This window comes from Enterobacter sp. SA197 (assembly GCF_054131575.1).
The window spans coordinates 4,897,323-4,920,171 of sequence record NZ_CP096393.1 but is presented as its reverse complement, the minus strand read 5'-3'; the positions used below and the strand labels follow the sequence as shown (position 1 = coordinate 4,920,171).

The window sequence follows — 22,849 nt, the reverse complement described above, 5'->3', positions numbered from 1 at the left end:
TAAAGTTATTAATCATTAAAAAGGCTGATTATGTAGTTACTATAGGATAGTGCTAGCTAGGTAATAGCTTTCTAATCAAATTGTGCAATTTTTGTTTGCAGGCTCTTTTATATGGAATAGATCTTTTACCTATTGGTTGTACATAAAAAATATTAAAGATTAGATTTCTGTATTTAAAAATAATAGATTTTTCTTGATAGTCAGTATGAAATAAATACTGACTATCAAATTTAAATTAAAATTATCTGTTGCTAAGAATGTAATTCATAAGTTCAATATGATGTTTAATAGATATTTTCTTTATCTTTCCTAAACTAGTACGTTCGCCGGAATCATAAATATCCTTAAACTCTTGGCATGCGTGTGAGAATGATAAGGTTTTCTCATTCTCCTCCAGAAATTCTATCAATTTTGGTAAGGCTTCAGAAACTAATGTTGAACCATCTTCTTCAACTTTATCTCTTTGCTCCGAAAGAAAATGTTTTATCCATACTTCTTCTTCTTCTTCCTCATAGGTAAGGTGAATTGCGGCTGTTATAGCTGGTCCACCATTCTCAGTATATTTTGAACCAAGAATTGTATAGTCACCGACCCCTATGAAATTTTCTTGGTCAAAAGTAAATATATTATCGCTAAAAAACTCTTCTTCATCATAATCAGCGTTACGGTCTAACTTATTAAAAGAATCTTCTAAAAGAACATTATCGTAATCATTAAAGTGACTCCGATATTTTCTCCCGGTTTTTTCCTTTATAAAAAAATTCCATTTGAAATTAATGCATTGACCTATTAATGCAAATAGACCTTCTAAATCTTTACTGCTAGCAGAGTGAATAATAGATATGTTTTGATTATTGTATTTGCCAAAGAAATTTTCTAATTGTTCAAATGTGGTACCTTCTGTCAACCAAAATGCTAAACAAACATTTGGATTAATGTCAATTATCTCATCAATTAATACATTGAGTTTTCTTTGGTTTTTTGAAAAGAAACCAACTTGCGGATTAGCTATAATAACTGGATTGGATCCTTTCTCCTCCAGTTCGTTTAGGCAACGAAATAAATCTGAAGTGGTAGAGTTAACCGCCTCAATTATAGGTATTATTCTTAATGCCAATGGATTCTCTTAATGCTAGTAGTTCATTTCTTTTTGCTCTGAGTAGCGGAAAATACATAAAATCCTCCAGATTTAATGTCAATTATTCCCTATCAATGCATCAATTAACAATCCTTTTCTTTTATTAGATAAAGAGGTAGTTAATACTACAGATGTTAAAGAGTTGGGGATGCAATCTGAAAGAGAAAGTAATTCTCTTTCAAGATTTCTTTTTTTAAGGCATTCATTGAAGTAGTCATGAGCCTTTTCATTACTGAGTGTTAGAAAATAATCTTTACAGGTTTTTTTTACGTCAATAGGTTTGACGTTAATTTCGTTTGTATTTGTTCCTGTTTTGAATATATTAATGTATTCATCTCTTCTCAAACATGAAAATATCAAACTCTTGTCAAGTTTTGATATATTACTTTGGGCTTCTCTTTTTGTTTTTAATGTGTAGCTTTTACTCAATGTCATTATACCATATTCAGGATCTATGTTACTTGACCAAAGTTCATATTTATGGTCGGGCATTACGACATAAACCTTATCGAAAACCTTAGAGTAATCTGATAACTGATTGAATAATCTGGTAAATGAATCATATTCAGTTTTTATCTCATATGCTACAGTGGTACCATTAGATATTATTACATCCGCGATTGAAGAGTTAACTCTAAACTCAGTATCAAAATAGCAATTTTTAGATAACTTATGCTTTCCTTTAACTATTTTTTCAGCAATTGCATTTTTATAAATATACTCAGTTCTATATTCTTTGAGCATTTTTTTATAAATCCCATCTAAAGAACAAGAGATCAGCGGTGTGTTTTCATTTAATACTATATTAAATTTTAGGGTGAGTGCTTTCAGTTTCCATAAAGCACAAACTGGATCATCAATCAAAAGGTTAATGAAATTTTTAGAAAAAACGCCATTTAGCACTTTTAAATCTGACGTACTCATTTAAGCTAATCTCTGACTGATGTAATATACCATATTGATTATGGCCAAATTTTTCATATCAATTTATTCTTCTAAATATAGTGCACTATTACAATTAACTCGTACACTTTTTTTAATGATTTCTGCTAATGCTTCCAACATATGAAATTAGGCAATATTGAAAGTACTAGCGGCGTGGAGGAAGCAGAGGAATTAAGATTTAATCTTAACTGTATGATTAAAAACGGATTTAAATAAGCATATAGACAAACTGGCGGAAGATCACAGGAGTCGAACCTGCCCGGGATCGCTGGCGACCCCATCTGGATTTGAAGTCCAGCCGCCTCACCGGAGACGACGATCTTCCGCGCCTCGATTGCTACATGGAGGCGGGGCGCATTATAGCCACTTTCAAGTGCTAACCATATCCCCCATCACACTTTTTTCTCGCTCTGCTTCGCGAATTTCCCCTCGTTTGAGATAAATCCTTACCTTTTCCGCGAGTTACCATTTTCTGGGTAATTGCGGAACCACGATCACAGAAAACAAGAATCGTAATTTGATAACCAGAAAACGCAATTCCTGCGTAAAAGGTGATGGTTTACAACGTTCAGAACCATTCTCAGCGCACCTTTGCGCGTAAGGAATCTTCATGAACTCGCACATCATCTCAGTGAAGGAAAAAATTGGTTACGGCATGGGTGACGCCGCCAGCCACATCATCTTCGATAACGTCATGCTCTACATGATGTTCTTCTATACCGATATCTTCGGCATTCCCGCCGGGTTTGTGGGCACCATGTTCCTGCTGGCGCGTGCGCTGGACGCCATCTCCGACCCCTGCATGGGGCTGATTGCCGACCGCACCCGCAGCCGCTGGGGGAAATTCCGCCCGTGGATACTGTTCGGTGCCATTCCGTTTGGCCTGGTGTGCGTGCTGGCCTACAGCACTCCGGACCTCAGCCAGAGCGGCAAACTGATTTACGCCGCCGTCACCTACACGTTGCTGACGTTGCTCTACACCGTGGTCAACATCCCGTACTGCGCGCTGGGCGGTGTGATTACCGACGACCCGAAACAGCGCATCTCCCTGCAATCCTGGCGCTTCGTGCTGGCGACGGCGGGCGGCATGCTCTCCACCGTGCTGATGATGCCGCTGGTCAACCTCATTGGCGGCGATGACAAAGCCTTCGGCTTCCAGGGCGGCATTGCGGTGCTCTCGGTGGTTGCCTTTATGATGCTTGCATTCTGCTTCTTCACCACCAAAGAACGCATCCAGGTGCCGCCGAGCACCACGCCGATGCGTGAAGATCTGCGCGACATCTGGCAGAACGACCAGTGGCGCATCGTCGGCCTGCTCACCATCCTCAACATCCTCGCCGTCTGCGTGCGCGGCGGCGCGATGATGTATTACTGCACTTGGATTATGGGCTCCGCGGGCATCTTCACCCTGTTCCTCACCACCTACTGCGTGGGCAACCTGATTGGCTCCGCGCTGGCAAAACCGCTCACCGACTGGAAGTGCAAAGTCAGCGTCTTCTGGTGGACCAACGCCGCGCTGGCGGTGGTCAGCCTGGCGATGTTCTTCGTGCCAGTGACCGCCAACATCACCATGTTCATCTTTATCTTCGTGATTGGTGTGCTGCACCAGCTTGTGACCCCGATTCAGTGGGTGATGATGTCCGACACCGTCGACTACGGCGAATGGCGCAACGGTAAACGCCTCACCGGCATCAGCTTTGCGGGCACCCTGTTCGTGCTCAAACTGGGCCTCGCCCTTGGTGGCGCGCTGATTGGCTGGATGCTTGCAGGCGGCGGTTACGACGCGGCGGCCAGCAGCCAGAACAGCACCACCATCAGCATCATCATTGCCCTGTTCACCATTGTTCCGGCCATCTGCTACCTGCTGAGCGCGATTATCGCCAAACGCTTCTACACGCTGAAAACCCCGTTCCTCATCAAGATGATGGCGGAACTGGCGCAGGGTGCGCGTCGCAACGAGCAGGATTTTGCGGACGTGTCAGCGAACAAAGAATTTCAAAACTAAGAGGACATTGTTATGAAAATCAGTGATGGAAACTGGCTTATTCAGCCTGGGCTGAACCTCATCCACCCCATTCAGGTGTTCGACGTGGAGCAGCAGGGGAATGAGATGGTGGTTCACGCCGCGCCGCGTGATGTGCGCGAGCGCACCTGGCAACTGGACACGCCGCTTTTCACTCTGCGTTTCTTCTCGCCGCAGGAAGGTGTGGTGGGTGTGCGCATTGAGCACTTCCAGGGGGCGCTCGATAACGGCCCGCACTATCCGCTCAACGTCCTGAGCGATGTAAAAACAGAGATGCAAAACACCGCTGCATTTGCCGAGCTGAAAAGCGGCAACCTCAGCGTGCGGGTCACCAAAGGCGAATTCTGGTCGCTGGATTTTCTGCGTAGCGGCGTGCGCATTACCGGCAGCCAGGCGAAAAACAACGGCTATGTGCAGGACGGCAACAGCGTGCGCAACTACATGTTCGAGCGCCTGGATTTGGGTGTGGGCGAGACGGTGTATGGCCTCGGCGAGCGCTTTACCGCGCTGGTGCGTAACGGCCAGACGGTGGAAACCTGGAACCGCGACGGCGGCACCAGCACCGAGCAGTCGTACAAGAATATCCCGTTCTACCTCACCAACCGCGGCTATGGAGTGCTGGTGAACCACCCGGAAAACGTCTCCTTTGAAATCGGCTCCGAAAAAGTCTCCAAAGTGCAGTTCAGCGTGGAAGGCGAGTACCTGGAGTACTTCGTGATCGACGGCCCGACGCCGAAAGAGGTGCTCAACCGCTACACGCAGTTCACCGGGCGACCTGCTTTACCCCCTGCGTGGTCCTTCGGCCTGTGGCTCACCACCTCGTTCACCACCAATTACGACGAAGCGACGGTGAACAGCTTTATCGACGGCATGGCGGAGCGCAACCTGCCGCTGCACGTCTTCCACTTTGACTGCTTCTGGATGAAAGCCTTCCAGTGGTGCGACTTTGAATGGGACCCGGTGACCTTCCCGGACCCGAAAGGGATGATTCGCCGCCTGAAGGACAAAGGGCTGAAAGTCTGCGTCTGGATCAACCCTTACATCGGGCAGAAATCCCCGGTCTTTAAGGAGCTGAAAGAGAAAGGCTACCTGCTCAAGCGCCCGGACGGTTCGCTCTGGCAGTGGGACAAGTGGCAGCCTGGGCTGGCGATTTATGACTTCACTAACCCGGACGCCTGTAAATGGTATGCCGACAAGCTGAAAGGGCTGGTGGATATCGGCGTCGACTGCTTTAAAACCGACTTCGGTGAGCGTATTCCGACGGATGTGGTTTGGCATGATGGTTCCGATCCGCAGAAAATGCACAACCATTATGCGTACATCTACAACGAATTGGTGTGGAACGTGCTCAAAGAGACCGTAGGCGAGGAAGAGGCGGTGCTGTTTGCGCGTTCGGCATCCGTCGGCGCACAACAGTTCCCGGTGCACTGGGGCGGGGACTGCTACGCCAACTATGAATCGATGGCTGAAAGCCTGCGCGGCGGGTTGTCGATTGGGCTGTCTGGTTTTGGTTTCTGGAGCCACGACATCGGCGGCTTTGAGAACACCGCGCCGGCGGATGTTTACAAGCGCTGGTGCGCGTTCGGGTTGCTCTCCAGCCACAGTCGCCTGCACGGTAGCAAATCCTACCGGGTGCCGTGGGCCTACGATGAAGAGTCCTGCGACGTGGTGCGTCACTTTACCGAGCTGAAGTGCCGGATGATGCCGTATCTCTATCGTCAGGCGGCGAAAGCCAACGAGTGCGGTACGCCGATGCTGCGCGCCATGATGCTGGAGTTCCCGGATGACCCGGCCTGCGACTACCTCGACCGCCAGTACATGCTCGGCGACAGCGTGCTGGTGGCCCCGGTGTTCAGCGAAGCGGGCGATGTGCAGTTTTACCTGCCGGAAGGGCGCTGGACGCACCTGTGGCACAACGACGAAGTACAGGGCAGCCGCTGGCATAAGCAGGTTCATGATATGCAAAGCCTGCCGGTGTACGTGCGCGGCAACACGCTGCTGGCGCTCGGTGAGAACGACCAGAAGCCGGACTACGCCTGGCATGAAGGCACGGCATTCCAGTTGTTTGCGCTGGAGGACGGGCACGAAGCAATGTGCGAAGTGCCGGATGCGCAGGGTAAGGTGCAGTTCCGTTTACGGGCGAAACGCGAGGTCGGGGTGATAAGCGTGCAGAGCGAAGGCGAAGCGAGCAACTGGTCGCTGTGCCTGCGTAATGTTGCTAAGGTGGCGGGCGTGCAGGGCGGCTCGCAGTCGGGTAGCGAATGGGGCGTGGTGATTACGCCGCAGGGCGGTGAGATTCGGGTGCAATTGTAAGGTTTCCTCTCACCCCGGCCCTCTCCCCAAAGGGGCGAGGGGGAAAATCGGTTCCGTGCAGTTCTGCGCCAGATAGGGCAGAAAATCAAAGTCTGTCGAGGCTGATCTATTTAGCTACAAACCGCACAAGACAGTCCCCTCTCCCCTATGGGGAGAGGGTTAGGGTGAGGGCTCCAAACCCCACAAAACCAACACTACTTCTGCTGCGATACCCAGACCAGCATCTTCAGGCTCGCTGAGTAGTAGTCATCCTGCGCCGTGATCTGCGGTTCGCTCACGGGTTCATTCAGCACCAAATCACGCACGGCCAGCAGGCCGTCGTTCATGTTGTAGGGCGCGGTGTCGTTAGTGGTCACGTTCACCCACGCCGGGGTGCGGCTGCGGTTGTAGCCCTGCCACCAGGCGCGCCACGGGGTGAGCAGTGTGCTCTGTGGGTTCCACCAGGCGATATAGAGCGGAACGCGGATGGCGTCGTAGCTTGTGCGCGGCGGCCACTCTTTGGCGGGCGTCAGTTTGCCATCGGCGGAGAGCGCCACCCAGTCGGTGGGCAGGCGCGACTGACCAAAGCTCATCTTGCCAAGCAGCGTAGAGCCATCGCGAATCAGGTCACGCCACACGGTCAAATGACTGCGGCTGGCAAAGTCCTGCCACGCCGGGAAGATGAAATAGGACGGGTTCAGGTTCACATAGCTGTTGAGGTTAAAGCCTTTCGCCCCTGGCAGCATCACCCGGTAGCCTGCAAAGTTAATCACCGTATGCTTGATGAGCGCCTGGGTAATGGCGTCAGACGCTGTGGCGTAGCTGTTGTCATTCCAGCGCTGGCTGGCTTTTAACAGCGCCCAGGCGATTACCGCATCGCCGTCGGTGGCATCGTTTTTATCAACGATCGGGTCGGCTTCAACCGGGTTATAACGCCAGTAAAACAGACCGTTGTCTTTGTTTCTCAAGGTCTTGTTGGTCCAGCCCCAGATGCTGTCAAAGGCGGCCTTGTCATTGTTGACGACCGCCATCAGCATGCCGTAGCTCTGACCTTCCGAGTGAGAGACATTGTTATTGCCGGTGTCCACAATACGGCCATCCGGCATCAGGAAACGGGCTTTGTAGGTGTCCCAGGCTTGCCCCGCCGAGGCGAACGACGAAAACAGCACACTCACCATCATCACCATTGCAGGTATCACGCGTTTAAACATAAACAGACTCATTGTGGGTTAGCGTAGCGGAACGTCACGTCCGACACGGAATAAAGGCGCTCACGGCTGAAGGCGACGTGCGAACCGCCGCCCTGGCCCAGCAGCCAGCGGGAATAGAGCCCCTCAAGTATGGCGCAAAAAGCGTAGCACCAACGGGTCTGGCTGTTTTCATCGCGGGAGACGGGCAGCGCCTGGTGGTGGAAGCTCATGCCGGTCTCACTGGCTTCGATATCGATAAAGCCCCAGTTGAACTGTGCCAGCTTCGCATTGATGTTCGCTTCCAGCTCGCCCACGGTCTCAGAACCCGGTAGCGGGAAGCGGTCCGCCATTGCCTCGCCCATCTGGCGCAAAAAAGGCTGACTCTCCGCTTCGCCGACGTTACGTACCATGCCATCAATCATCACGGTCAGCAGATCAAACCAGCCTGCCGGGGTCTGTTGCCCCTGAAAATAGGTATGCAGCAAAGGATTCGCCGTTACCGATGTCATTATTTGTCTCCCAACATATAGCGGAAATAGATCCCGGCGGTGCTTTCGTTGTAATTGCCGAAGGTGTCGTAACCTACTTTTCCGCCCACGGTCATATCTTTATTGACGTTGTAATCCACCCCGCCACGGAAGGTGTAACCAATGCCGTTTTGCGACGAGCTTTTGTACTGCGCTTCTTTGGTGAAGCCCAGGTCGGCCAGCTGCTGCAACATCTTCTGGGCATAGGGATCGTTCGGGAAGTAGTCGCTCTTATCCTGGGTATAGGACTGATAGCCCACCGACCCGCCAATGCTCAGCTTCCAGTTGTCGATTTTCTGCGAGAAGTCGACCGGCAGCGACACGCTGACGTAGTTCTGCGGGCTGAAGTAGCCCCCCTGGCCGAAGGTGTAATAGCTCAGGTTTTTGGAGAAGTTCATCCAGTTGACGCTTAAGCCGGTCTGTAGCTGGCGGAAATCGTCATGCCACGGACGCAGGTAAACCCCGGCTCCGGCATTCACGCTGGTGTTGCTTGCCACGTTTTCACCGAGGTAGCTGTAACCACCGCCGCCCACGTAGAAGCCCGCGTCACCATCGTCATAGCTCAGTTGCAGGTTGCCGCCGTTTTTGGTGACCTGGCCCCAGCGCTGGCCGGAATAGGTATCTTTCAGCCCCACGTAGGAGAGCAGGCTGTCGGTCATGGCGCGGCGCTCACCGGTGAAAATAAGCGACAGATAATTGGTCAGTTTTGGCGACCATTTCACGCCACCGACCAGGGTACTCAGATCCTGCCCGAGCGGCGTGCTGCCAATGTCCATACGATAGCTGTCGCCACTCAACGCCATATTCAGCTCAACGCCGCTGGCGTTTTGCGAGTCGGTTGAGGAGCGAATGGTGTCGTTGTAGTTCGCTTTATAGCTGGAGCGGCTCAGGGCGCGCAGACGGCTGGTATCACTGGTGTCCCCCAGCAGCGTGGTCAGCCTGTCGAAGCCCTTATCGGTAAACGGCGACAGATTATTGGCGTCTGCGAGGTTGCTCAGGTCGTCAAACTTATCGGGGTTGCCATCGTTGGCTGGCGAATTCCTGGCGTTGCTGACGGACGCGCTGATATTGCTCACCGCATTCGCCAGCGGGTTCGCGCCAGAGCGCCGCCAGGCATCGCCCGACGCACTGCCTGAACTTAAGGTTATCGGCGTGGCGGTAAATTCGAAGCGTGAATCGCCAAACGGTGAGCTGGACCAGGTGAGCGGCGCTTTCGCTTCCGTCAGTTTACTGGTACCTGACTCGCCGTCGCGACCACGGACTTCCACGCCGCCCTGCAACCACATGCCGTTCTTCTCGTCCATCTGCTGCATCATTTCGTCAACCTGACGCAGCGTGCGGGTCTGGGCAGTTTCCATTGGCAGATCGGTACGGGTGGTGCCCGGCAGGGTGGAGCCTGGCTCGCGTGCCTGCTGTGCCACCTGCCACGGCAGCGAGGTGCCATAAATGGAGTTCGGCGTGGCGGTTTTGCTGGTGGTGGTAAACGGGTTATCCGCCAGCAGCACGCCGCCGATGGTCGGGGTGCCGGTGCTGTTACCGGACTCAAGCCCAACCAGTTTGCCGCGCGCGTTACGCAGGTAAGTCATCGCCTGCTGATGGTTGCCTTTGGCCTCTTCCAGGCGCGCCAGCAACAGCATCCGCTCCGGGGAGTTATCACTACGCAGGCCGCTGGCAAGCGTCGTGGCCTTCTGCACGTTATCTTCTGCCAGCGCCACGTCGATTGCGCCCACGCGGGCGGCCTGATCGTCGGAGTCGCGGGTCATCAGGTAGTCATACAACACGCCCGCTTCTTTGTTCATCTTGCCGGTCTGGTAGAGGCGGCCCATAGCGAACATCAGGTCGGTATTCTGCGGGTCACTTTGCAGGGCGCGGATAAGCATGTCATACGCGGCTGCATAATTACCCTTCTCGCGCAGTTCGTCCGCCTCGTTAATCACATAGCCATTACGTACCCCCGCGAGCTGTGCCGGGGTACTGCGTGACTGGATCTCCGGGCTGGACATAAAGGTCTGCGCTTCCTGGGTCAGCCCCGCCTGATTCAGGACGGCCACCTGGTCGGCATAGTCCCCGGCGTTACCCTGCACACCCGCTTTCATGCTGTCACGCACCAGCGCGACGGCGCCGGTCATGTCGCCGGTACGGGCCAGCATACGGGCCAGTTTCCCGGCATCGGCCGGAGATTTCGGCGGCTGATTGGCCAGCGCTTTCAGGGTGTTTGACGCGGCGGTCATGTTCCCCTGCGCGAGGTAACGTTCTGCCGTCGCCATCTGCAGGTTGTAGTTCACGCTCTCAGAGAGATCGCGCATCTGGCCGTTGCGACTGGCGGGCGAAATCCGCCCCAGCAGGGAGTTAGCCTGCTGCCAGGCGCCGCTTTCGCTGGCAAAGAGCGCGGCGGCATAGAGTGAGTTTGCTCCTGCGCCTTCACGTCCGGCAGGGATCATCACCGTCGCGGCTTCGCCCTCCTGACCGGACTTTTGCAGCAGACGGGCCAGATCCAGACGCAGCCACGGGTCATCCGGCACGCGGGCCACGCCCTGACGCAGCACATTGATGGCCTGCGAGGTGTTGCCGCTGGCCTCAAGCTGTTGAGCCTGACGGCGGATAGGATCGCCCGGCGCACCGGCGACCGCACGCGGCGCAAGGCGCTGCTGAAGCGAGGCCGGTAGGGTGCGCAGAACGGCCTGCGCTTCGTCGGTTTTATTCTGATCGCGCAGCACGTAGTAGAGGTTTTCCCGCGCCGGGCCGTTTTGCGGCTGCTCGTTGAGCACGCTGCGCAGCGTCTGCTCGGCCTGCGGGTAATCTTTGTTCTGGCGCAGAACGTCCGCGCGGAACAGCCTGGCGGCGGTGCCGCGCTCGCCACTCTCCTGAGCGAGCGGGGAGGAGAGCGCCAGCGCCTGGCTGATGTTGCCCTCTTTTAAAGTCTGCTGTGCTTCAGCCAGCTGGCCATAAAACGCGGCGTCGGCAGCCTGCTCTTTACGCTCGCCAGAGGCATCGCCACCCTGGCTTGCCGCCCGGTTCAGGTATTGCGAAGCCGCTTTGTAATCGCCGCTGCGCTGGGCGATATAACCCATTCCGGCGAGCGCGTCGGCGTCATCCGGGTTGGTTTGCAGCACCTGTTCAAACTTGCGCTTCGCGGCACTGGCGTCCCCGCTGTTGAGCGCGGTATAACCTGCGCCTTTCGCGGCTCCACCAATATTTTTCCGGTAGTAGTTCTGAACGTCGGCATCCTGCGGGTGGCGCTGCAGCCAGGTGTCATAAAAGCGCTCGTCACCGGCCTGCGGCCCGAGCCACAGCAGCGCCTGACGTAAGCCCTCATCGGCATCCTTACTGCCACTGGCCATCGGCTCAAGCAGCAGAATACCGTCGCGGCGCGTCTCTTCACGCCAGGTCAGCATTTTCCCCAGTGCGATGCGGGCCGCATTGTCCTGCGGATTTTGCATGACGAACGTTTTCAGCTGCGCGACGGCCTGCGGGTAGAGCGCTTTGTCCCCTGCCATCGTCAGGTAATACTCCGGCGCCAGGCTTGGCGGCGGGGTTTCACCGTTGAACATACTGCGCCAGGTCGCCAGCGCCGCGGGGACGTTACCACTGCGGGCCTGTTGGCGGGCAAGCGACAACTGACCCTGCGGCACCTGAGTGAGCTGTTTGGCGTTATCCAGCGCCTGTAAACCGGCGTCGCCGGGTGAAACCTGCGCCAGGCGCGCGCGCCACTGGGCCGACGTTTGCAGATCGCCGTTTTGCTGCGTCCACAGCGCCATCAGGTACATCGCCTGCGTGTTGTTGGCATCCACCATCAACACTTTTTTCAGCGACTCCATCGCCAGGTCATCATGGGACTTTTCGTGCCAGTAATTCGCCTGATCGAACAGCGCCTTCAGTGCGGCGTCGTTTTGTGCAGCCTGGGCCTGACCCAGGGTTCCGAAAGTGAGGACGCCGGAAAGGCACAGCGTCGTCAAACGGCGGGCGGTTTTTATCGTCATTCTTATCACCCTCTTAGTTGCGTTTATCCAGATCCAGGCGTTTTTTCGCCCGGTTTCTGAGCCAGACATACAGCGACAGGCCACCAATGCAGCCAAATGCCAGGCCAAGGATGGCGAGCATGGCGGAGTGCTGGTTCGCATACCAGATAATCATCATCTGGGCGGGCATTTCGCCGCGTGGCGATTGTTCACCCACGCGGAAGCTACGCACGCCATTTTCATTGGTAATAACAGCCGCATCACCACGAATACCGGCGTTGATCCGCGCCGAGGTTAAATCGCCGTGCAGCCGGGACAGCTGCTCGTCATTACTACCGAGCGCCAGCACCACCAGACGGGCGTCATTCCAGGGTGACGGGAAGCTGACAAACCCGCGCCACGCCTCGTTAGAGGAGAAGTAGCGGTCCGCTTCCAGTCCGTCAGAGCTCCAGTCGCCCGCGACCCAGCGCTTAACCCGCTGCCAGGTGGTGAGTTCACGCACGCCCAGCGTGCTGTCGTGCAGCACAAACGGCGAGTCAGTGAGGAGGGCGCTGTTGAAGTCATGCTGATTCAACCCGCTTACCGCCAGCACATCACGCTCTTTGAGCAGTTCAGGGCCAGCGCCTGCGGTAGGGATACCCAACAGAACGCGGTTATGGCCAAGCGCCGTGCCGGTCGCATTACCGGAGCGTGCCGCCATATCCAGCAGCGTGGCGATCTGCGTCTCGGTCGGCTGGGCGGGTAGCATCAGTACCGTTTCTGAAAAATCGGCATTTCGCGTGAACGGGAATGAGGCGCCCACGAAATAGGAGAGGTTGGGTAGCAGCGCGAAGTGGCGGGTGTTGCTCAGATCAATCCACGAATCTTCTTCGATGCGGCTCTTAATGTTGTTGTTCAGCAGCACACTGCACGGCGCGCTCGCCTTCGGCTGAATATTAAAGTAGAGCGACAGCTGATTGTCGCCGTAAATCATGTACGGCTCCAGTGGCATGTCGAACTTCTCCTGTCGCGCATCGCCACCGAGTTTGTGCCACAGCGTTTCCAGCGCTCCCTGCTTGTTCACCGGCAGGTTGTGCAGGAAGGTGTCGTTCATGGTCATGCTTAACCAGGAGCGGTCTTCATCAATCCAGCTTTCGGTCGGGAAGCGGTAACCGATGTGCAGCGGAATGGTTTCGCCGTCCCACAGAAACAGGTCCGGGGCCGCACGGAACGCCACGCGCAGCGCATCATGCCAGAGGCCGGTGGTGGTGAGACTTTGATCCTTGCGGATCAGTTCAGAGAGCTTCACCGGACGATCGGTGGGGATCCAGCGCGGGGCATCGTAGGGCTTGCTCTCCGGGATCGTTTGTGCGCTGACCTCTTCAGACGGCGTTTGCAACGCAAAGTTACCACGCGTTAAGCGCCAGGCGGCGGTACGCAATTCGCCCTCATCCTTGCCCACCACCAGCAGCAGCTTATAAACCGGGTTCGCCGGGTTATCGACGATTTTCAGCAGCGGTCGGGCGGTTTGCGGGAGGGTAAGTCCGCCAATCTGATCGCCAGGATGGCCAATCAGGATGCCATTTTTCTCCGGCAGACGGTCGTGATAGGCCGCAAAGGCCACGCCACGGTAGTCGGCCTGAATCCCCATCCACGACGAAATCAGTGCACCTGCGCTGATGCCATCCGGGCTGAGGGTGGCAGGGAAGGCCATCGCGATTGCCGCCGGGGTCATCTGCATGCTGTCAAAGAAGGGGCGCGGGAAGTGGCTGAGATCTGAGCCAATATCCAGCTGCTGGCCTTCCAGTTCAAAATGCGAATCCGGCATGATAGTGACGCGATACTTATCCGTCAGATCACGCTGGCACTGCATGGCATCGCCATCGTTCACCTTGAAGCTCAGGCTGTTGCTGGAGACCAGCAGCGCGGCGGGAATATCCAGCTGATAGCTCGCAGTGTCGCTGTCGGCGGCGGTCAGCGGAACGGTGCCCAGCGGCTGCCCGTTGAGCATCAGCTGCATACTGGCGTTGCGGGTGGCCATCGCCGGCGATATTTTCAGGGTCAATGCCAGACGTGCGGTCGTGATGACCTGATCAACAGGCAGCGTAAAGGCCGCGCCGCCCTGAAATTGCCCGCCACTTAGCGAAATGCCTTGTGGGAAACCCATCTGCGCAATGCTGATGCTGTTAACCACCGAAGGAACAAACACCGGCGCGGTCTGGGAGAGCGCCGCAGGCGCCGTGGGTGCCGGTTCGTTGAGGCGTAACAGGGACTCAATAGACGTCTCTTCGCCGTAGGTTGGCGCGATAAACAACGCCCCGACCAGCAGGGCCAGAGTAGTTAAATGCTTCATGCATTCTCCTCCCGCGCTGCGGCCTGCGCACGTAACCGACGGTTTTCCCGGCGGCTTTTCCAGGTCAACCAGAAGAGATCAAACACACAACGCATGATGGTGCCCAGCGAGCGGAAGGGGTTGTCCTGTGGCTTGGGTGGATTAATCCAGGCGTCAGCACGGGAGAGTACAACGCGCACCAGCTCGCGGCGGCGCGAAAGCGGAATATCGTCGAACATCAGGCGGATAAACTCGTCATCGCTGGCAATGGTTTTGACCGGGATATTGATCGCACCGGACTGAAGCAGCAGCTCAATCTCTTCAATCTCATCCTTAAAGTGGCGCTCATCCGGAGCCACGATACGGCAGCCACCCATCGACAGATCGGCGGTAACGCTGCGTGACACGATGCCGCTGGCATGGTGCAGCAGCACCGGGATCGCCGCATCGACACGAATCGTTTTGCGCGTCTGGCGGGTTTCACGTGCCACCGCAATGGCGGCCAGCAGGAAGATCAGGCTGTATAAACCCCAGCCGACGTTAAGGGCGATAACGCGCGGGTCAACGCCAAAATAGTCATGGGCAAAGGCGCGCACGATGCCCGCAATCACCCCGGCACCCAGCAGGAGGGCGATAATCAGATGCGGACGTACTACGCTGAAGTCGAAGTAACCCACGTCCAGCAGCGCGCCTTTATCCGTAACGTTGAACTTGCCGCGCTTCGGGAAAATCATGGTCACCACGGTCGGTAGCACAATGTGGAAGGCCAGCACCAGGTCATAAATCTCACCCCAGAAGCTGTAGCGATGACGTCCGTTCATCCTTGAGTTCACATAAATCGCGAGGAACAGATGCGGCAGCGCGTAGGCGAAAATCAGATTCGCCGAGGAGTGAATGATGTTCAGGTTGAACAGCAGGTAGGCCAGCGGTGCGGTCAGAAACGCGATACGCGGCAGGGCAAACTGATAATAGAGCATGGCGCTCAGGTAGCAGAGGCGCTGTTGAATCGTCAGCCCGCGGCCAAACAGCGGGTTATCAAGACGGAAAATCTGCGTCATGCCGCGCGCCCAGCGGGTACGCTGAATCACGTGCAGCACCAGACGTTCGGTCGCCAGACCGGCAGCCAGAGGGATATCAAGGAACGCGGAACCCCAGCCACGACGCTGCAGCTTCAGTGCGGTGTGGGCATCTTCGGTGACGGTTTCAACGGCAAAGCCACCAATCTCTTCCAGCGCGCTACGGCGAATCACCGCACAGGAGCCGCAGAAGAAGGTGGCATTCCAGTTGTCGTTACCCTGCTGAATCGGGCCGTAGAAGAGAGAGCCTTCGTTGGGGATGTTGCGTCCAACGGAGAGGTTACGTTCAAACGGGTCCGGTGAATAGAAGTAGTGCGGTGTCTGTACCAGCGCCAGCTTCGGGTCTTTCAGGAAGCCGCCGACGGTGGCCTGCAGGAAGATGCGTGTCGCCACGTGATCGCAGTCGAACACGGTAATCAGCTCGCCCTGCGTCAGCTTCATGGCATGGTTAAGGTTACCGGCCTTGGCGTGGTTGTTGTCGTTACGCGTGATGTAACCGACGCCGACATCGGCGGCAAAGACCGCAAACTCACGACGTTTGCCATCATCCAGCAGGTAGATGTTCATCTTATCGCGCGGGTAATCAATACACTGCGCCGCCAGCACCGTATCACGCACCACGTCCAGCGGTTCGTTATAGGTCGGGATGTAAACGTCAACCGTCGGCCACTGGCTCATGTCGTCCGGCAGAGGAACGATGCCACGCTTGAGCGGCCAGATCGTCTGCAAATAACTCAGCAGCAGCATTATCCAGACGTAAACTTCCGCGAGGAATAACCCCATACCAAGAATGGTTTCTATCTCGGAGTTAAAGTGCAGCGTTTGCGTCAGCCGGAAGTACATGTAACGGGTTGATAACAGTACCGACATCACCACCATAATCACGGAGACGCTGCGCTTTTTACTGACCATACCCATTAAAAACAAAATGCCGATACTGAGCAGGCCAAAAATATACTGCTTTTGGCTGTCCATCGGCGTGATGACGACCAGCACGGCAATCGGGAGCATTGCCAGCACCAGCAAAAGGTAGAGGAACTTTTTCATGTGTTGCCCTGCGCGAATTAGAAGCCAGACATCGTCGGTTTGCTATGAACCGTGCCGTCTCCGATATGGACGCCTACAATCCCGGCGACCCGTTTCGCAATGAGTTCAATATCAAATGCGGCGGCGGAGGCAGGACTGAAATCAAAAATGGACTGCTGAGAGGCGTTCGCTTCCTGGACACTTTCATCGCGATGGATGACGCCCAAAAGCTGATTCCCTAGCTTCTCTTCCATGAAGGCGGTGACATCACGGCTAATCTGGCGGCGGTTGTCGCTCTGATTCAGCACAAAGTAATGGCCTGCTTTCCGGTTCAGCACATCGCCGGTCAGACGATTGTTTTCCACGTGCGGCAGCATAGAGAGGGAGGCCGTATCGGCCTGAAGGATAACCAGGTGCAGATCGGCCAGACGTGACATCGCTTTCAGGGCCGCCGATGGGCCGGGAGGGAAGTCGGCAACGATAACCAGGCCGGGGTAATTCAGTAAGGTGTTCAGGCCACGAACCAGAAAGTGTTCGTCGTGGGCCAAACGCTCTTCAAACTGCAGGCGCTGCTCTTCGGTGACCTCACCATACGGAAGGACAAAAATATTGCCGCCAGCGGTGAGGACAAACTGGCTCCAGTCTGAGGATTCTGTGGCTTTTGCGACATAGCCGCGGCCATCGGAGAGGGGAACACCAAAATGCAGGCGCAACGCATTCTGCACGTCAAAATCCAGGGCAAGGACTTTACTACCTGACCGCGCCAGTGCATAAGCCAGATTTGCCGTCAGGGTCGTTTTCCCGACACCCCCCTTTGGCGAACAAACACAAATCAACGGCATGAAGCGATCCTTTCTAACAAAGTGTGTAATGGCTGGTTTTTTTCTGTTGCCGGCTTCGACTCTGCCGGTTTGGGCGCAAACAGCCGGGCGTAGCTGGCAGGCGCGGGCCGTGCGTATGCCACCTGAGCGGGCGCGGGTTGCACGGGGGTAGCCCGGGCAGGCTCCGGCGGCACGGGTGCAGCAAGGTCAGGTGTTGAGGCTTCAGGCGTATCCGGGGCGGGTGTTACCGCAGCGGTTGTCTGCGTCGGTGCGGCGACAGCGCCCTGCGCAGATGAGAGTTGTTGCGCCACATCGCGCAGGATAGAGGTCGCGGAGGTCGGGGTAACCTCTGCGTGCGGCTCAGCCACGGTTTCAGGGTGCGCAGCCACGGGCTGGTTGCTCTGAGATGTGAAGAGGGCGGGGGTCACTGGCTGAGGTTGTGGCAGCGATACGTGGCCGCCCATAGCCAGTTTGTTCTCCTCGGATACGGGTGAAAGCTGATTGATAAGCGCCCAGCTACCCTTCTCTTGCGACGTATTTTGTGCAGACAAATCCTTGAAATCATACTGCTGGTTGCGGGTCTTATCCTTAAACCTCTGCAAATCATCATAGTGATTCATCGTTATACTCATGATTTACATAATAATTAGTACCCACTACCGATGTTATCCTGAAAACCAGGCACAGGCAGAGACATGCGTTATGTTGGCAGTGCGCCAGTTGTAGGGGTACGATGCAATGCAATGCTACGGCTATTACGCATTCGCCTTATTATCACGTGGCTCCCCCGTCCTGCTGCATGTGGTTTATCGCGGGCTGCGCTTATTGACCCAGTCAGAGAGTTATCAATGTTCATGGGGAGTCAGTCGCCGACCGCTGCGATGCAACGTAAATTATTGAGGGTTTAAATTACAGCTTTGCTAACACGCGCTTTATTTTCAGCAAATATATAAACTTCAGCTATACACATGCTATCTTTTTTTAACGTAGAAATCATTAAAGTATTAAATATCAATAACCCAGAATGGTGATTGAAGCGGGCATTTATCCAGGCCGTATAAGCAGTGTAAAAAACCGTCTTAAGTAAGGGATGAAGCATAAAACTCCAGAATAAATTGTGGGCTATTTAATTTTTTATTACGCGCTGAAATATATGGAAATAGGTTTTTTTCGTTAATCCTGCGTAAGCACTTTCCCTGGGTGATTAATTCCTGGATGGGCATTACCACCTTTATTAGCAGGATTGAATGCGGATCCTCACACTACGCTGGTTTGCACCTGCGTTATGCGGTAAACAGTACCAAAACGCTTTCAGGCAGGGGAGACGGCACGTTGATCAGTGCACAGGCAGTGAATGTGATTATCACCATTGCACGCTGTGGCAGTTTCGCTGCTGCGGCAGAAGAGCTGCACAAAGTCCCGACTGCGTTGAGCTACACGGTGCACAAGCTTGAGAGCGAACTCGGTCTTAAGTTATTTAAACGACTGGGAAAACAGCTGGAGCTGACCGAGGCCGGAAACTATTTCATTAAAAAAGGGCAGCTTATTCTCAGTGAGCTGGATGAACTCCAGTTTGCCACGCAGCGAATTGCCGCAGGGGTTGAGACGCGTCTCAATATTACGCTGAATAATATTGTCAGCCTTAAACCGCTTTATCCCCTGTTGGGGGAAAGTGAACGTCATTTTCCACAAACAGAAATTCATATTTCCATTGATGTGCATGACGGTGTCTGGGACGCCTTGCTGGAAAAGCGCGCCGATATTGCCATTGGCGCACCTAACCAGGTGGCGCTGCCCGGTGAGATCTGCTGCCTTGAGATGCCGACAGTCGACTGGTTATTTGCGATATGCCCGCAGCATCCTCTGACCGCCCTCAATCGTCCACTGCGTGCCGATGACCTGCGACGTTATCCTGCTGTCTGTATCCATGACACTTCCGTCAAGCTGGAACCCAAAGTGGCCTGGCAACTGCGGGGGCAAAAAGCGATTGTGGCCCCTGACTATCGCACGAAAATTGCCATGCACCTGAACGGCCTGGGCATCGGCTTTTTGCCGCGACATTTCTGCCAGCATTATATTAATGACGGGCAGCTGGCGCTGTTGCATGTTGAGGAGAGTAAACAGGCGACGCCGCTGTTTCTGGCCTGGCAGAACCGGCCTTCGCGCCCCTGTTATAACTGGTGGTTACAGCAGTTAAAACGACCCGACGTGCAGCGGGGTTTTTTCACCCCTCTCGCCTGAAATCTGCGCGGCCGTCAGCATGCCGGCCAGCATATCGTGACCAGAGGAGTGACCATAATCCGCCACCTTAGCCACCAGGCCAGGCCAGGTCTGCGCATTACCCTGGGTCAGTCCGAGCAGTTGTTCGCCGTAGTGCCCCTGGCACGCCTGTGCCAGCATCGCCCGGCTGATATCGGTGGTGCGGGTGAGTAAACCAGGCAGGGCATCCCTGAACGGTAGAGCTTCAGGTTTCTCAGCCCACGCCAGGACCAGCAGCACCCCCAGCAGAAAATCATCTCCCGCCGGTGTTAGCCCTTCACCTCTGCCAATAAAGGTAGTGAGGATGGCGTGAAGGTTACCCTCTCTGCTGCGCAGCCAGTGGATGAGGGCCGCGTGGGCAGCCATCAGTGTGTTGTCAGCGGTCAGTGCCAGGCGGATACCCTTCGCGGGCTGGCGGGCGAAAAAGGCCGCAATGTGCCTCGCCAGTTGCGCGCAGGCAGGGCCGTCGGAATGGGCAGAAAGTCGTGTTGAGCGCATCACGCTGTTATTCAGCAGCATTTTTATCTTCTCGCCACGCAGATTGCCCGCATCGTCCAGATAAAGGCGCTCGCCCACGCGAAACAGCGGTTGCAGGTCATGGCGGTTAATAAGGATGCCTGCCGGTGCCAGCGGCATTCCCTGCGTCTGAATTACCCACAGGTCGCCCCGGGTGGTTTGCAAATTACAGGCGCGCTGAAAGAGGGAGTGCACGCGCAACCCGAATGCAAACGGAGCGGTTAATCGCAGCGAATCGCAGTGATATGCTGCCTGAGGATCCGGTAATGTGGTCACAGTGATTTCTGGTATCCGTTTAAGATCACAATGTTGCCCGTTTATTTTTCACGGGCATATTTTGCCGCATCTGCACGTCATGCAGGAAAAGACGCGGCAGTACAGGATTTACCCATTATGGTCGTTCACTGCGCAACGGTGGCTCATTTTTTTTGAGGCTGAGACAGAAAACCTTTTTGCGCACATACCTTTATCACTCCGTACACTCCACTTAAGTCAACATCAACAAGGGAACGTTATGCGCACGATTAAAGCACAACCTTTTGACTTTCAGTTTGACCCGAACACCACCGCGCTGGTGGTCATTGATATGCAGCGTGACTTTGTCGAAAGCGGCGGATTTGGTGAAGCCCTCGGCAATGACGTCTCTCTTGTTCGTCGGGCGATTGAACCTTGTGCCGCATTGTTAAAAAGTGCGCGTGAAGCAGGCCTGCTGGTCATCCATACCCGTGAAGGTCACCGGGATGACCTCAGCGATTGCCTGCCTGCAAAACGAACCCGTGGTGGAAAAACCTTTATTGGCGAGCAGGGCCCGATGGGCCGCATTCTCGTCCGCGGCCAGAAAGGCCACGACATTATCCCGGAGCTGGCACCCCTGCCGGGCGAGCCGGTTATTGATAAACCGGGGAAAGGGGCATTCTATGCCACCGATCTGCATATCATTCTGCAATCTCACCGTATTACCTCTCTGATTATCTGCGGCGTTACCACGGAAGTGTGCGTCCAGAGCACGGCGCGTGAAGCGAACGATCGCGGGTATGAGCTGGTCATCCCGGAAGATTGCTGCGCCTCCTATTTCCCGGAATTTCACAAAGCGGCGCTGGAGATGATCAAAGCCCAGGGGGCCATTGTTGGCTGGGTAAGCGATTCAGCGGCGGTCATTTCGGCGCTACGCCCATGACGTGACGCCGGACATAAGGCTTTCGTTCGAGGAGTTAAGATGGCACTGCATTACCAATGTTTCCCGAATCTGTATAAGGACTCCGTTTCCCTTATGCAGATCTCCGCCCGACTGAATGCCCTGGATGGCGTTGAGCAGGCTTCGGTGGCGATGGCCACCCCCGCCAATCTCGAGCGTATGCGCGATGCGGGTCTGGAGATCACCCTTGAGGCGCGGCCCAACGATCTGTTGATCGCGCTCGACGCGACAGATGAGACGGCGGCGCAAGCGCTGGAACTTGCCGCCTCGTTGCTGCGGCCATCGACAACGCAGGAAACATCGAATGACGTGCACCGCCCGGCGGTCAGTATTGCTATGGGAGTGCACGATGAAATGCAGGCCAACTTCGCCCTGATTTCGGTGCCGGGGCGTTACGCGGCGGCAGAAGCCCTGAAAGCGTTGAGCCAGGGCCTCCACGTGATGCTATTTAGCGACAATGTCCCCGAAGAGCAGGAAGCGGCGATTAAACGTTATGCCAGCCAGCATGAACTGCTGGTCATGGGGCCGGACTGCGGTACTGCAATTATTAACGGTATGCCGCTTGGCTTTGCCAACGTGGTGCGGCGCGGGTCAATAGGCCTGGTGGCTGCCTCCGGCACCGGTTTACAGGAAGTAAGCTGTCATATTCACCATCTCGGCGCGGGCGTGTCGCAGGCTATCGGCACGGGCGGACGAGATTTACATGAGGCTATCGGCGGCCTGAGCATGATTCAGGGAATACGTATGCTCGCCGAGGATCCAGACACTACCCTTATTGTTCTTATTTCAAAACCGCCCGCACCAGGGATTATGCAAAAAGTACTGGCCAGCGCGCGCCAGAGTGGCAAACCGGTTGTCGTCCATTTTCTCGGCGCCGAAGACCACAGCTTAGAATATGAAGGCGTTATCCCCGCACGCAGCCTGCTCCATGCAGCTGAAGTCGCGGTAGCCACGTCAGAGGGCAAAAAAGCGCCTCAGGAGTCCAATACCAGGGAATCCCTCCTCGCCGAAGCCCGCACCAGAATCGGGACGATGGCGGCAGTACAAAAAGACATTCGCGGCGTTTTCGCCGGTGGCACATTCTGTTACGAAGCACAACTCGCCCTGCTGGCGGCTGGCCTCACCTGTGAATCTAATGCGCCTGTTCAGGGCGCTGAGCCGTTGCGAAATCCCGGGCAGGGTAACGGACACAGTCTGGTTGATATGGGTGCCGACGAATTCACGCAGGGCCGACCGCATCCGATGATAGATCCCACCCTACGCAACGCGCGCCTGCTTTCCGAAGGGCGCGACCCCGCAACGGCTGTCCTGCTGTTCGATATTGTCCTGGGCTACGGTGCCAGCGCCGATCCGTGCGCCAGGCTGCTGCCGGTACTGGACACCCTGCAGCAGGAGGCTGCCCGGCAGCAGCGAACACTTTTACTGATCGCACATGTTTGTGGCACTGAAGACGATCCCCAGAATCGTCAGCAGCAAATTGCACGTCTGCATCAGGCGGGTGTACTGGTGGCTGAGAGTAATATCGAGGCTGCACGGCTGGCGGCATTTGTCGCACAACAACGGAAATAGAG

The 22,849-nt window shown here is 55.0% G+C and carries 15 protein-coding genes and 1 tRNA gene; 5 read left to right on the top strand and 11 right to left on the bottom strand.

Going from position 1 to position 22,849, the window contains the following annotated elements; all coding sequences use genetic code 11:
- Nucleotides 1-241 precede the first annotated feature (241 nt).
- The 3 genes from M1D91_RS23050 to M1D91_RS23040 all read right to left on the bottom strand — a co-directional run bounded on the left by M1D91_RS23050 (nt 242) and on the right by M1D91_RS23040 (nt 2,408).
- On the bottom strand, nt 242-1,117 hold the full coding sequence (locus M1D91_RS23050; RefSeq protein WP_437433321.1) for a sce7725 family protein: 876 nt from the start codon (nt 1,115-1,117) through the stop codon (nt 242-244).
- 78 nt (nt 1,118-1,195) lie between these two features.
- Nucleotides 1,196-2,062, bottom strand: coding sequence for a sce7726 family protein (locus M1D91_RS23045; protein WP_437433320.1), 867 nt, complete (start codon nt 2,060-2,062; stop codon nt 1,196-1,198).
- Nucleotides 2,063-2,313: 251 nt separating this feature from the next.
- A tRNA-Sec gene (locus tag M1D91_RS23040) sits at nt 2,314-2,408 on the bottom strand.
- A 285-nt stretch (nt 2,409-2,693) separates the two neighbouring features.
- On the opposite strand from M1D91_RS23040, the gene M1D91_RS23035 reads away from it, so the two are divergent.
- Together M1D91_RS23035 and yicI are read left to right on the top strand one after the other, a co-directional pair.
- Nucleotides 2,694-4,088 carry a glycoside-pentoside-hexuronide family transporter gene (locus M1D91_RS23035; protein WP_437433319.1) on the top strand — a complete coding sequence of 465 codons (1,395 nt, stop codon included), beginning with the start codon at nt 2,694-2,696 and terminating at the stop codon, nt 4,086-4,088.
- A gap of 12 nt (nt 4,089-4,100) precedes the next feature.
- A complete protein-coding gene (gene yicI, locus M1D91_RS23030) occupies nt 4,101-6,419 on the top strand; it encodes an alpha-xylosidase (protein ID WP_437433318.1) in 2,319 nt (772 codons plus the stop codon).
- Nucleotides 6,420-6,613: 194 nt separating this feature from the next.
- On the opposite strand, the gene M1D91_RS23025 is transcribed toward yicI, so the two are convergent.
- Genes M1D91_RS23025 through bcsO form a run of 7 tightly spaced genes read right to left on the bottom strand, consistent with a single transcriptional unit; the run spans nt 6,614 to nt 17,928 of the window.
- Nucleotides 6,614-7,609: a glycosyl hydrolase family 8 gene (locus tag M1D91_RS23025; RefSeq protein ID WP_437433317.1), complete on the bottom strand. Its 996-nt coding sequence runs from the start codon at nt 7,607-7,609 to the stop codon at nt 6,614-6,616.
- An 8-nt stretch (nt 7,610-7,617) separates the two neighbouring features.
- The gene (gene bcsD, locus M1D91_RS23020; RefSeq protein ID WP_437433316.1) at nt 7,618-8,097 is read right to left on the bottom strand and encodes a cellulose biosynthesis protein BcsD; all 480 of its coding nucleotides are present in this window, start codon (nt 8,095-8,097) and stop codon (nt 7,618-7,620) included.
- A complete protein-coding gene (locus M1D91_RS23015; RefSeq protein WP_437433315.1) occupies nt 8,097-12,095 on the bottom strand; it encodes a cellulose biosynthesis protein BcsC in 3,999 nt (1,332 codons plus the stop codon). The genes bcsD and M1D91_RS23015 overlap by 1 nt, the downstream gene beginning before the upstream one ends.
- A gap of 13 nt (nt 12,096-12,108) precedes the next feature.
- A complete protein-coding gene (bcsB, locus tag M1D91_RS23010; RefSeq protein ID WP_437433314.1) occupies nt 12,109-14,406 on the bottom strand; it encodes a cellulose biosynthesis cyclic di-GMP-binding regulatory protein BcsB in 2,298 nt (765 codons plus the stop codon).
- Nucleotides 14,403-16,508, bottom strand: coding sequence for a UDP-forming cellulose synthase catalytic subunit (gene bcsA, locus M1D91_RS23005; RefSeq protein ID WP_437433313.1), 2,106 nt, complete (start codon nt 16,506-16,508; stop codon nt 14,403-14,405). The genes bcsB and bcsA overlap by 4 nt, the downstream gene beginning before the upstream one ends.
- Before the next feature lie 17 nt (nt 16,509-16,525).
- Nucleotides 16,526-17,329 carry a cellulose biosynthesis protein BcsQ gene (gene bcsQ, locus M1D91_RS23000; RefSeq protein WP_437433312.1) on the bottom strand — a complete coding sequence of 268 codons (804 nt, stop codon included), beginning with the start codon at nt 17,327-17,329 and terminating at the stop codon, nt 16,526-16,528.
- Nucleotides 17,320-17,928: a cellulose biosynthesis protein BcsO gene (gene bcsO, locus M1D91_RS22995; protein WP_437433311.1), complete on the bottom strand. Its 609-nt coding sequence runs from the start codon at nt 17,926-17,928 to the stop codon at nt 17,320-17,322. The genes bcsQ and bcsO overlap by 10 nt, the downstream gene beginning before the upstream one ends.
- Nucleotides 17,929-18,664: 736 nt before the next feature.
- On the opposite strand from bcsO, the gene M1D91_RS22990 reads away from it, so the two are divergent.
- Complete coding sequence (locus M1D91_RS22990; RefSeq protein WP_437433310.1) at nt 18,665-19,549, top strand: LysR substrate-binding domain-containing protein; 885 nt, start codon at nt 18,665-18,667, stop codon at nt 19,547-19,549.
- On the opposite strand, the gene M1D91_RS22985 is transcribed toward M1D91_RS22990, so the two are convergent.
- Nucleotides 19,502-20,359 (bottom strand): oxamate carbamoyltransferase subunit AllH family protein, encoded by an 858-nt coding sequence (locus M1D91_RS22985; protein ID WP_437433309.1) that lies wholly within the window; start codon nt 20,357-20,359, stop codon nt 19,502-19,504. The two genes, M1D91_RS22990 and M1D91_RS22985, sit on opposite strands and share 48 nt — an antisense overlap.
- 238 nt (nt 20,360-20,597) lie before the next feature.
- Between M1D91_RS22985 and M1D91_RS22980 the strand changes: the two genes are divergently transcribed.
- Both M1D91_RS22980 and fdrA read left to right on the top strand, forming a co-directional pair.
- On the top strand, nt 20,598-21,260 hold the full coding sequence (locus tag M1D91_RS22980) for a cysteine hydrolase family protein (protein WP_437433308.1): 663 nt from the start codon (nt 20,598-20,600) through the stop codon (nt 21,258-21,260).
- A gap of 39 nt (nt 21,261-21,299) precedes the next feature.
- A complete protein-coding gene (gene fdrA / locus M1D91_RS22975) occupies nt 21,300-22,847 on the top strand; it encodes an acyl-CoA synthetase FdrA (protein ID WP_437433307.1) in 1,548 nt (515 codons plus the stop codon).
- The last annotated feature ends 2 nt before the right edge of the window (nt 22,848-22,849 follow it).